The following is an 11,652-nucleotide window of genomic DNA, read 5'->3' as shown; positions in this document are numbered from 1 at the left end:
ATTTCGATCTGCATAAACCAAAAAAGATAAGTGCTAATCTTCAAAACATTGAAAACAATCTATAAATATATTGCTGCTCTTATCTTCCCAATAAGTCTAACTAGTTGTAAACAGAAAAGTAATAGTAAGTACTTGATACTATATGGGTGGAAGAAGATAACAAATCCTTTAAGTATTCATCCATAGAAAATACAGATGGTTCGGATAGGGTGGATGATAACACAAAGTTTACACGTAATGAAAGACCCAATGAATTTGGATATGGAAAAATGTCCATCAGGCAAGGTAATAAATATACAGAGCAGATTATGGATATTAATAGAAAACCATTATTGCCAGCTAGTATCGAATTTTTAGTAAAAACTATTCAGGGTCATAAAGCGTTGGTAGAAATGAGTGAAGGCTTTGTTTTTATTGATCTGCATGAGAAGATTAATGAGACTTATCTCGAAAATCAAATACATTATGATTTTGCTTGTCCATATTCATGTGGTTTAGCTCTAGTAGATTTGAACGAAAAAAGTTTTTTTATCGACGAAAAAGGAAAACGTGTATTTGATACTAACTTTGAATTTGCGGAGTCCTTTTATGAAGGAACTGCATTAGTGAAAAATGCGAATAAATATTTTATCATAAATACCAATGGTGAAAAAATAGCAGATGTTAACTATGATCAAATCTCATCATACAGCCCACAGGTTTGGCAAGTAATAAACATTAAAAAAGAGACGTACAAAAGTGGATTTATTGACCGAACTGGTAGACAGGTGAGTGAAATCATTTATGATGAGGTATATTATAGTGAAGAATGGCATAGGGGTTGGGTAAGAATAAAAAATAAATTCGGATTTCTAGATGAATATGGTCAGGTGATAATTCCGATCAAATACGATGCCGCTGAAATTTTTAATAATCAGGGACAAGCATTTGTGAAGTTGGGCGATAGGGAATTCTATATTAATGTGAGCGGGAAAGAAGAAGAGGAGAAATAGGGCGTAATAATCAACACAATTCCCAAATGTTTAATTATTTGTAAAAATCTAAAAGCATTAATTCAACTTCCACTCAAAAAACCTTATTTTCATCAAAAAATTATATTGATGAAGAATTTCTTTTTACTAGCACTCACAAGTTTATGTTTATCTGCAAGTGCACAAGATAATTTCGGGCCTGTTTTTAAACAGATTAATACTGAAGTACAAAATAATTCAAATGCTTATAGCACATTAAAAGATGCTTCAACAACAATCGGACATCGTTTAACAGGTTCTGCAAATGGTGCAAAGGCAGAAGAATACACTTACAATTTATTGAAATCTTATGGTTGCGATGTTAAATACCAACCTTTTGAAGTAGAGAGTTGGGATAGAAAAACAATTGCTGTTAAAATAGGTAATTCTGCTAATGATCTAGCGCCAATGAAAGCTGTTACATTGGCTCACTCTCCAGTATCTGCGAAAGTAACTGCTGATCTAATTGATGTTGGTAACGGTCTGGAAGCAGATTATCAGTCATTGGGTGATAAAGTGAAAGGTAAAATTGCTTTAATCTACTTAGGTGTATTGCCAGGTTCTCCAAATGGAACAGCATCCCTTCATCGTTCTGAAAAAACATCTATTGCTACAAAATATGGTGCAGTTGGCGTAATTATTATTAATACCGTAAAAGATGGCGTTTTGTTAACAGGAACAGCATCGGTTACAGGTAAATTAATTCCAATTCCTGCAGTTTGCATTGGTTTAGAAAATGGAATGGCATTAAAAGAAAAGTTAAAAACAGCTAACCAAATTGCATCAATTGAAATGACCAATTTCTCTGGATTAATTAAAGCTCGTAATGTAATTGCTACTTTTAAAGGAACAGAATTTCCTAAAGAAAAAATTGTTGTTGGTGGACATTTAGATAGTTGGGATTTAGCTACTGGTGCTATTGATAATGGAATAGGATCTTTTTCTGTAATTGATATGGCTCGTACATTTAAAAAACTAAATCTTAAAACCAAAAGAACAGTAGAATTTGTCTTATTTATGGGCGAAGAACAAGGTTTATTAGGTTCTAAAGCATACATAGCTCAAGCTAAACAAAATGGCACACTAGATCAGGTTCACTTTATGTTAAATTATGATATGACGAATGACCCAAAGGGATTTTCGACGACGAGAAAAGAAATGGAACCTTTGTTTAAAGGTTGGGGAGGAGAAGTAGCTCAAGTGGATACTAATTTTAAAAACTTATTTCAAGCAGGTGCTGGTTTACATAGCGATCACCAACCGTTTATGTTAGAAGGAATACCTACTGGTGGTGGTTTTGGTGGCAGATTGCCGAATAATTCTGGCCCTTACTATCACTCTGATGGAGATCTGTTTAAATTGGTAGATGAGCAGGAACTGAAAAATACAGTACGCTATTCAGCTATGCTTACCTATGCTTTAGCAAATACACCAAAAATTCCTGTTGCAAAACAAAACGAAAAAGATTTGGAAGTATTTTTAGAAAGTCAGAATTTAAAAGAACCCCTAAAAATTGCAGGTGAGTGGAGGTGGAAAGACTAGTTAGTTAGTTTTTTAGATGTTTGGTTTTTTGGGTGTGAAACCTAATAAACCAAACAACAAATCAACAAAAAAGCTAAGAGTTAATGTAGCTTTCTAATTGAGAAATTGTTTGCTTTTGATCGGCGATAATAAATTTCACCACATCTCCAATTGAAACCATTCCAGCTACTTTATCTGCTGACATAACGGGTAAGTGTCTGATGTGTTTGTCTGTCATGGTTTGCATGCACAGCTCAATACTATCTGATGGACTTACGGTAATAGGAGTAGTAGTCATCGCATCACTAATTAATGTGTCTTTTGATGATTTACCCAACAACACGATTTTTCTAGCATAATCTCGCTCTGTAAAAATGCCTAGTAACCTTTCATCATCCATAATTAATAACGCACTAATATTTTTCTCTGTCATTATTTTAAGTGCATCTAATACAGATGTATTGGTAGTAACACTGTAAATCTGAACAGGCTTGGTATTAAGAATTTGTTGTACGGTCTTCATAAGAGTTTGTTTATTAGTCACTTAAATTTAGTGAAAAAAACTTTAATTCCAAATAGAGAAATTATGAAAACAAAAGATTAGTATGTTGGCAGTTTAAATATGAATAATTTTTTTCTGTGCTGCCTTCCAACTCAGATATTTTTCTAAATCCTTAGCAACCTGTTTATATACCAGACTTAAAATCAGAGCATCATCTACAAACCCTAAACCTGCAATAAAATCAGGAATAAGATCCAAGGGTGAGATGAAATACAATAATCCTCCAACAATTGCAACGATGGAACCTTTTGGGATAGCAGTATAACTTCCATTAGAGTAAGCTTTGGCTACTTCAAAAAGTAATAGTAATTGGTCCCAAATATCAGTTAAAACTCCTTTATGTTTATCGGCTTTTTTCAATCCTTCTTGCACTTTTTTGAAAGTGTTATTTTTATTGAGAAGAAGTTGTTGTGCACTTTTTTTGAAGATATTAAATCTGCTGGTGAGTTTATTTAAGTCCATAGATAATCATTTTAAATTATCTATCAATAAGCATACCTAATTAAAGCATTTTCAATATCTCATCTACATACTTGCGCTCATTTGCTAAGCGAGGAACTTTATGTTGACCACCTAATTTACCACAAGCTTTAAGCCATTTGTAAAATGTATCTGTTGGTGCGTTATGAACTTTAGGGCGGCGTAATGCCATATCTTTAAATCGTTTTGCGTCATAATCTGAATTTACTTCACGCAAAGTCTGATCTAAAACATCTATAAACTTTTCAAAATCTTTTGGTTGCGTTTCAAATTCAATAATCCATTCGTGACCACCAACATCTTCACCTTTAAAATAAATAGGGCAAGCAGTATAATCTTTTACTTTTGCACCTGTTTCAATACACGCTTTGGTTAATGCATTTTCTGCATTATCTATAATTACTTCTTCGCCAAAAGCATTTATAAAATGTTTGGTACGACCTGTGATTTTAATCCTGAAAGGGGAAAGAGAAGTAAATTGAATGGTATCTCCAATTAAATAGCGCCATAAACCGGCGTTGGTAGTAATAATAATCGCATAGTTTTTATGAAGTTCTACTTGCTCTAATGATAACGTTTTCGGATTTTCTTCTTCTAAATCTTCTAGCGGAAGAAATTCATAAAATATGCCGTAATCAAGCATCAATAATAATTCTTCTGAATCATCTTGATCTTGTATGCCAAAAAAACCTTCAGAGGCATTATATGTTTCCAAATAATACATATCGTTAGAAGGAATGAGCTCTTTAAATTGTTCTCGATAAGGAGTAAAATTTACTGCACCATGAAAATAAAGCTCCAAATTTGGCCAAACTTCTAATAGATTTTTTTTACCAGTTAACTCGAGTACTTTTTTTGCTAAAACAATAGTCCATGTTGGTACGCCCGAAATGCTAGTTACGTTTTCTTTAATGGTGGCTTCGGCCATTCTATCCATTTTTTCTTCGTAATTATCCATTAATGCGATAGAAATATCAGGCGTTCTATAATATTCTGCCCACATGGGTAAGTTTTTTATAAGCACAGCTGATAAATCGCCATAATGAATATCTTCGCAAAGCTGATTTATCTGATGACTTCCACCTAAAACCAATCCTTTCCCAGTAAACATCTGTGTATTTGGTCGGTTATTACAGTAAATAGAAATCATATCCTTTCCACCCTTGTAATGGCATTCTTCCAAAGCTTCTTCAGATACTGGTATAAATTTACTTCTATCACTAGTGGTGCCAGATGATTTAGCAAACCACTTAATTTCTGATGGCCAAAGGATATTTTGTTCGCCTTTGAGCATGCGCTCTATATAAGGTTTTAAAGTATCATAATTTTGAATAGGTACACGTTCTTTGAACTGACCAACAGTAAGAATAGATTTATAATCGTATAATTTACCCCATTCGGTATTTTGAGCACTAGAAATTAGGGTGTGTAACCACTCTTCCTGTACATCTAGTGGATATTTCTTAAAAAGCTCAATCTGATGAATGCGCTTTTTCATATACCAGGTAAAAATAGAATTTACAATTGCCATGTGTGGTGATCCTAAGATTATAAATTTTTTCTACGAAGTACAAAATTTGAGCCTAAATACACTTTACGTACCATTTCATTGGCAGCAAGTACTTCAGGCGTGCCAGATTCTAAAATCTTTCCTTCAAAAAGCAAATAAGCTCTATCGGTAATAGATAATGTTTCTTGCACATTATGATCTGTAATCAGGATTCCTATATTCTTTTTCTTCAATTTGGCTACTATGGTTTGTATTTCTTCAACCGCAATCGGATCGACGCCTGCAAAAGGTTCGTCTAATAAAATAAAATTAGGATTTGCGGCCAAAGCACGAGCAATTTCCGTTCTACGCCGTTCACCTCCAGAAAGTAAATCGCCACGGTTTTTTCTTACTTTATGTAAACTAAATTCACTGATTAATTCTTCTAGTTTTTCGTGTCGTTCTTCCTTATTTAAATTGGTCATTTCTAAAATGGCCATAATGTTGTCTTCAACTGTTAGTTTTCTAAATACACTAGCTTCTTGTGCTAAATAACCAATTCCTTTTTGCGCCCTACGGTACATTGGATCTTTCGTAATGTCTTCGCCATCTAGTAAGATAGTGCCTTCATTCGGTTTAATTAAACCAACAATCATGTAAAAGGAAGTCGTTTTTCCAGCACCATTTGGCCCTAATAAACCAACAATCTCTCCTTGACTTACTTCAAAAGATACATGGTTTACAACTGTACGTTGCTTATATTTTTTAACCAGATTTTCGGCTCTTAAGATCATTTAAATTTTAGATTTTAGATTTATCATTGATAGCTATTCTAATCAATTTTAATTCCTTTTATATTTAATTGCAAACGCTTTTTTTCTCTCCAAACGTTTTCTTCAATAGTATAACACACAGAAAAGGTTTTGTTTGGTTCTAATTTAGTTTCAAATTCTCCTAAGCCAAAAGCGATGGCTTCAAAAATAGTGGAATTTTGTTGTTTTATGCTCAATTTTAAGTGATTTGTACCAACAATTTGTGCTGGACCAACCAAAGTTACACCCTTGCTTAAAAATACCGGCGCCATATTTTGTGGCCCAAATGGCGCCATTTGAGTTAATACACGATAAAATTTTGGGTCAATTTGGCCTAATTCTATCTCACAATCAATTTTTATTTCGGGGATAAGCAAATTAGGGCTAATGGTTGAAGCCACCACACTTTCAAATTTTTCAGAAAATGGAATTAAGTTTTCAGGTTTGATGGTTAGACCAGCAGCATACTTATGCCCACCAAACTGTTCTAATAAATCGCTGCAAGAAAGCAATGCTTCATATAAATCGTAGCCTGCAACAGATCGAGCAGAACCTGTATAATTACCATTTGATTCTGTCAACACAATAGTTGGTCGGTAATATTTCTCCGTTAAACGAGATGCAACAATACCAATTACGCCTTTGTTCCAGTTTTCCTGATAAACTACGGTAGTTTTTCTATTTATCAATAATTCACTTTCTTCAATAATTGCTAATGCTTCTAACGTAATATTTTGATCAAAAGATTTTCGCTCAGTATTTTGTGAATTTATAAATAAACTTTGCTCATCAGCTAATACTACCTCATCACTTAATAAAACTTTAACAGCATCTTTTGCATCGCCCATTCGCCCTGCGGCATTAATACGTGGAGCTAATAAAAATACAACATCGGTGATAGAATAGCTTTCGGTTTTGCCAGCAATTTGCATTAACGCTTTTAAACCACAACACGGATTTTCGTTTAGTTTTATCAACCCAAAATGAGCCATCACTCTATTTTCATCAACAATAGGCACAATATCTGCGGCAATACTTACCATGCATAAATCTAAATATTGCTCATATTTTTCATCTGGTAAATCATTGGCTTGGCAATAGGCTTGCGCCAATTTAAAACCAATACCACAACCAGATAATTCTTTAAAAGGATAGTCGCAATCTGCTCGTTTAGGATCTAGTACAGCAATTGCATTTGGCAATTCATCACCTGGTAAATGGTGATCGCAAATAATAAAATCAACTCCTAAAGAATTGGCGTAAGCAATTTTATCTACTGATCTAATTCCACAATCTAATGCAATAATTAAAGTAAATCCATTTTCTTTTGCAAAATCAATCCCAGCAGTAGAAATACCATAACCTTCCAAATGCCTATCGGGAATATAGTATGCAATTTCACTAGTAAACTGACTAAAAAAGCTATAAGTCAATGCAACTGAAGTAGTCCCATCTACATCATAATCGCCGTAAACTAGTATTCTTTCGTTATTTTGCAAAGCCGATGTAATTCTTACAATAGCTTTTTCCATATCCTTCATTAAAAAAGGATCATGCAATTGAGTGAGTGTTGGTCTAAAAAAGTATCGAGCATCCTCAAAATTAGAAATGCCTCTTTGAACTAATAATTGAGCTAAAGAGTAATCTATATTTAACTCTTGGGCAAGTGTTTTACACGTTTCTACATCGCCTTGGTCAATCTGAGCCCATCTTTTTTCCATCTAGTTCTTATTATTATTCAGTGGTTCCTATGACTATATGTTCATAGAGGTTCCATATATTTGTCCTATCGCTCGTAAATATATCATTTAATTTCTTTCCAAAAAACAACACATGTCTTTGCAAGTTCACACATTACACGAAGGTTCTTATTCAGTTGATATTACCAAAAAATTTCTTCCTTTTGACCCAACAAAACATAACCCAAAAGATAGGCCAGCATCATTATTCATTCATGTACAACCATTTTTAGTGAAGCTTGCAAATGCATTAATTTTATTTGATACAGGTTTAGGTTACAGCAACACTGATGGGAAGTTACATTTACATGAGAACATTAGAAAAGCTGGTTTCAAACCAGAGGATGTAACTATGGTATTAATGTCGCATTTACATTTCGACCATTCTGGTGGTATGGTTCATCATCTCAATGGTAAAATGGAACTTAGTTTTCCAGATGCTACTTATGTAATACAAAGAGGAGAATGGGAAACTGCCTTTACAAGTACATCCTCTTCTTATCACACAGAAATTTTTGAATTTTTACAACGAAATGCACAGCTTAAATTTGTAGAGGGCTCGGGAAAATTAACAGACGAGATCAGTTACGAATTAACTGGTGCTCACTGCCCATATCATCAAGTCTTTTTAATAAATGATGGGAAAGATAAGTTGTTTTTTGGGGGTGACGTTTTACCAGAACCCGAAGAATTGCTTCGAAAATTCATAGCTAAATATGATTTTGATGGTCGTAAAGCGATGGAACTTAGAGAAGAATTTGGACAAAAAGCTGCTGCCGAAAATTGGAAGTGCTTGTTTTATCATTCTAAAACTAAAAGCCAAGCTTTTATCGAACTAACAGAAGATCGCTTTAAAATTGTTTAATTAATATTCTAGCTCTTTTATCAATTCCTTTAAACGTTCTATAGAAAGTGGTTTTGAAATAAAACCCTTTACTGCACTATAGCTTTTCGTTTTTTCGATATCATTCTCGTAAACGGATGAAGAAAGAATGTATAAATCTACACGTTGTTCAATCCCTAAAGATTGATACGCTTCTACAAACTCCCAGCCGTTCATAACGGGCATGTTTATGTCTATCAGAATAAGATGAGGTATGGGTTGTTTTGATGAAATTATATCGTTTAAGTAATCTATTGCCTGTTGGCCATTACTTTTGGATACCATATTAATATCGTATCCAGTTTTTTCTACAATTTTTTTGATGATAAAGATATTAATATCATCATCATCTATAACCAAAAGATTGATCTTGGTATCTAACATTTAGCTCCGTGTGTGTGATGTAAAAAAGCGTTTTTTTACATAGTTAAAGGTATATATTGAAAATTGAAATAGCAATACCTTTATAAACAAAAAGACCTAATAAGTTATTAGGTCTTTTTACTTTTCGATAAAGGAAGTTTATTTCGCAGCAACTAATTTTACGCTGAAGTTAAACTCATCATAGATAAAGTTGTCACCTAGATCAGCAAAAACAGATTTAGATTTAAACTTGATGCCATATTTGGTTCTATCAACCGTAATTTTATCAGCAGTAGCAGTAATAGTTTTATCAGCATTCCATACTACATTAACAGGAAAAGTAATTGAAGTACTAACACCTTTAATCATTAAATCGCCAGTAACTGTAAAAGTTGGGCCTGATCCGTCAACTTTTTTAATTACAAAACTAGATTTTGCAAATTTATCCACGCCAAAGAAATCATCAGCTTTTAAATGTTTTTCCAAACCAGCATTTCTACCAGCATCTTTAATAGTAGTCATGTCTGCAATAAAACCACCTTGTGCCAATTTTTTGCCATTAAAAGCTAAAGTTCCTTCGCTTAAATCAACAGTGCCATTGTGGCCACCGCCAGTTTTTTTAGCCTCCCAAGTAATAGAAGATTTAGTAACATCTACTTTATAAACATCAGCTTTTGGTGTAAAAGCAATGAATGAAAAGCTAGCTATAACTGCTAGTAATAAGATTGAAGTGATTTTTAATTTCATTATTAAATTTTTTTAAGTTTTTGTAAAGATATTTAATAAATGGTGAAAGTTTCATTGATGTATGTTAAGATTTTACAAATCTTACACAAACGTTTGAGATTGCTGGATTCGTCATTTATTGGCTCTGAGGCATAAATAAGGCAGATTTTAAAGTTTGAAATGTGCTTAAAAAAGATTCTTGTTGCTTACATTAGCCAACTTAATGTAGTTTTCCAATCAACAAACACACACAAATACAACTATACTAATCATGAACCTCAAAACTCGTAAGACCACTTTTAAGGTTACCATTTTAGCGGTAACTACGGTAATTATGCTGCTGCTTTTGCAAGTGGATGTGCAAGCAAGTAGATTATCGAATTCCTTATCAGGATTTAAGTATGATTCAAAAATTACCAGCGCTAAAATTATTAATCCAACTACTGTTGAAATTCTTTACGAAGATAACAAACGCTTAACCATCGATTTTTACGGAGAGAATATTTTCAGAATGTTTCAAGATAACAATGGTGGTGTAATTAGAAATCCAGAAGCTAAACCAGCTGCACAAATTTTGGTAAATAATCCACGTAGACCTGTTTCAAAGCTTACCTTAAAGGATGAAAGTGGTCAGATTTTTATTTCAACTGCAAAAATTACACTCTTACTAGATAAAAACACAAACTTATTTAAAGTAATAAACATACAAACTCAAGCCGTAGTTGCCGAAGAAACAGAACCTATTCAATTTGAAAAAAATAGAGTTACACTTACTTTAAAAGAGAACACAGAAGAATATTTTTATGGTGGTGGCGTACAAAATGGTCGTTTTTCTCACAAAGGGAAATCAATTGCCATAGAAAACCAAAACAGCTGGACAGATGGCGGTGTTGCTTCTCCTACACCTTATTATTGGAGCACCAAAGGTTACGGCATAATGTGGTATACTTTTAAACAAGGTAGATATGATTTCGGTGCAAAAGCCAAAGGAACTGTTAAGCTTTTCCACGAGACAGATTATTTGGATTTGTTTTTCATGGTGAGCGATAGCGCAGTGCCTTTATTAAATGATTTTTATCAGTTAACAGGAAACCCAGTATTGTTACCCAAATTCGGGTTTTACGAGGGCCATTTAAATGCATTCAACCGCGATTATTGGAAAGAAGATCCGGCAGGAATTTTATTTGAAGATGGGAAAACCTACAAAGAAAGCCAAAAGGACAATGGAGGAATTAAAGAATCGTTGAATGGTGAAAAAAATAACTATCAATTTTCTGCTCGTGGCGTAATTGATAGATACAAAAAACACGATATGCCATTAGGGTGGATCTTGCCAAACGATGGGTATGGTGCTGGTTATGGTCAAACACAAACCTTAGATGGCAACATTCAAAATCTAAAAAGCTTTGGCGATTATGCTCGCAAAAACGGAGTAGAAATTGGCTTATGGACACAATCTGATTTACATCCAAAGCCAGAAGTTACCCCTTTATTGCAACGTGATATTTTAAAGGAAGTGAGAGATGCAGGCGTTAGGGTACTTAAAACCGATGTAGCTTGGGTTGGTGCGGGTTACTCATTCGGGTTAAATGGAGTAGCCGATGTTGGTCAAACTATTCCATATTATGGAAATGATAGCCGACCATTTATTATCTCATTAGATGGTTGGGCAGGCACACAACGTTATGCAACCATTTGGTCAGGAGATCAAACTGGAGGTGCTTGGGAATATATTCGTTTCCACATTCCAACCTATATTGGTTCAGGTTTATCTGGTCAGCCAAACATTACATCAGATATGGATGGTATTTTTGGTGGTAAAAATGTACCAGTAAACATTAGAGATTTCCAATGGAAAACATTCACGCCAATGCAATTAAACATGGATGGATGGGGCTCAAGTCAAAAATATCCACATGCACAAGGAGAACCAGCCGCCTCCATCAATCGTAACTATTTAAAACTTAAATCAGAGTTATTACCATACAGTTATAGCGTTGCAAAAGAAGCAGTAAATGGTTTGCCAATCATCAGGGCATTATTTTTAACTCATCTAAATGCTTTTAA

The 11,652-nt window shown here is 33.8% G+C and carries 11 protein-coding genes; 4 read left to right on the top strand and 7 right to left on the bottom strand.

Annotated elements, in window-relative coordinates; all coding sequences use genetic code 11:
• The first annotated feature begins 146 nt into the window (after positions 1 to 146).
• On the top strand, positions 147 to 992 hold the full coding sequence (locus tag WC622_RS15550; RefSeq protein WP_372820619.1) for a WG repeat-containing protein: 846 nt from the start codon (positions 147 to 149) through the stop codon (positions 990 to 992).
• 108 nt (positions 993 to 1,100) lie between these two features.
• Complete coding sequence (locus WC622_RS15545) at positions 1,101 to 2,552, top strand: M28 family peptidase (RefSeq protein ID WP_372820618.1); 1,452 nt, start codon at positions 1,101 to 1,103, stop codon at positions 2,550 to 2,552.
• Between the two features lie 73 nt (positions 2,553 to 2,625).
• On the opposite strand, the gene WC622_RS15540 is transcribed toward WC622_RS15545, so the two are convergent.
• From WC622_RS15540 to recJ, 5 genes are all read right to left on the bottom strand, one after another.
• Positions 2,626 to 3,054 (bottom strand): CBS domain-containing protein, encoded by a 429-nt coding sequence (locus WC622_RS15540; protein WP_372820617.1) that lies wholly within the window; start codon positions 3,052 to 3,054, stop codon positions 2,626 to 2,628.
• Between the two features lie 93 nt (positions 3,055 to 3,147).
• The gene (locus WC622_RS15535; RefSeq protein ID WP_372820616.1) at positions 3,148 to 3,555 is read right to left on the bottom strand and encodes a YkvA family protein; all 408 of its coding nucleotides are present in this window, start codon (positions 3,553 to 3,555) and stop codon (positions 3,148 to 3,150) included.
• 40 nt (positions 3,556 to 3,595) lie between these two features.
• Positions 3,596 to 5,104 (bottom strand): GH3 auxin-responsive promoter family protein, encoded by a 1,509-nt coding sequence (locus tag WC622_RS15530; protein ID WP_372820615.1) that lies wholly within the window; start codon positions 5,102 to 5,104, stop codon positions 3,596 to 3,598.
• A 17-nt stretch (positions 5,105 to 5,121) separates the two neighbouring features.
• On the bottom strand, positions 5,122 to 5,856 hold the full coding sequence (gene lptB, locus WC622_RS15525) for an LPS export ABC transporter ATP-binding protein (protein ID WP_372820614.1): 735 nt from the start codon (positions 5,854 to 5,856) through the stop codon (positions 5,122 to 5,124).
• 38 nt (positions 5,857 to 5,894) lie between these two features.
• The gene (gene recJ / locus WC622_RS15520) at positions 5,895 to 7,595 is read right to left on the bottom strand and encodes a single-stranded-DNA-specific exonuclease RecJ (protein ID WP_372820613.1); all 1,701 of its coding nucleotides are present in this window, start codon (positions 7,593 to 7,595) and stop codon (positions 5,895 to 5,897) included.
• 118 nt (positions 7,596 to 7,713) lie between these two features.
• On the opposite strand from recJ, the gene WC622_RS15515 reads away from it, so the two are divergent.
• On the top strand, positions 7,714 to 8,478 hold the full coding sequence (locus WC622_RS15515) for an MBL fold metallo-hydrolase (protein ID WP_372820620.1): 765 nt from the start codon (positions 7,714 to 7,716) through the stop codon (positions 8,476 to 8,478).
• On the opposite strand, the gene WC622_RS15510 is transcribed toward WC622_RS15515, so the two are convergent.
• Positions 8,479 to 8,880: a response regulator gene (locus WC622_RS15510; protein WP_372820612.1), complete on the bottom strand. Its 402-nt coding sequence runs from the start codon at positions 8,878 to 8,880 to the stop codon at positions 8,479 to 8,481. It lies immediately after the preceding gene.
• Positions 8,881 to 9,018: 138 nt separating this feature from the next.
• Positions 9,019 to 9,606 (bottom strand): YceI family protein, encoded by a 588-nt coding sequence (locus WC622_RS15505; protein WP_372820611.1) that lies wholly within the window; start codon positions 9,604 to 9,606, stop codon positions 9,019 to 9,021.
• Positions 9,607 to 9,856: 250 nt separating this feature from the next.
• Between WC622_RS15505 and WC622_RS15500 the strand changes: the two genes are divergently transcribed.
• Positions 9,857 to 11,652: TIM-barrel domain-containing protein (locus WC622_RS15500; RefSeq protein WP_372820609.1), on the top strand; the 1,796-nt coding region annotated here is incomplete at its 3' end.

The organism is Pedobacter sp. (genome assembly GCF_041662865.1).
In the GTDB taxonomy this organism is placed as follows: Bacteria; Bacteroidota; Bacteroidia; order Sphingobacteriales; family Sphingobacteriaceae; genus Pedobacter.
This window is presented reverse-complemented; position numbering and strand designations above follow the sequence as displayed.

Bases quoted from the DNA above. Each gene is read 5' to 3' on its own strand.
- WC622_RS15535 (WP_372820616.1), bottom strand. From the start codon at position 3,555: ATGGACTTAAATAAACTCACCAGCAGATTTAATATCTTCAAAAAAAGT.
- WC622_RS15510 (WP_372820612.1), bottom strand. From the start codon at position 8,880: ATGTTAGATACCAAGATCAATCTTTTGGTTATAGATGATGATGATATT.
- recJ (WP_372820613.1), bottom strand. From the start codon at position 7,595: ATGGAAAAAAGATGGGCTCAGATTGACCAAGGCGATGTAGAAACGTGT.
- lptB (WP_372820614.1), bottom strand. From the start codon at position 5,856: ATGATCTTAAGAGCCGAAAATCTGGTTAAAAAATATAAGCAACGTACA.
- WC622_RS15505 (WP_372820611.1), bottom strand. From the start codon at position 9,606: ATGAAATTAAAAATCACTTCAATCTTATTACTAGCAGTTATAGCTAGC.
- WC622_RS15540 (WP_372820617.1), bottom strand. From the start codon at position 3,054: ATGAAGACCGTACAACAAATTCTTAATACCAAGCCTGTTCAGATTTAC.
- WC622_RS15530 (WP_372820615.1), bottom strand. From the start codon at position 5,104: ATGGCAATTGTAAATTCTATTTTTACCTGGTATATGAAAAAGCGCATT.
- WC622_RS15545 (WP_372820618.1), top strand. From the start codon at position 1,101: ATGAAGAATTTCTTTTTACTAGCACTCACAAGTTTATGTTTATCTGCA.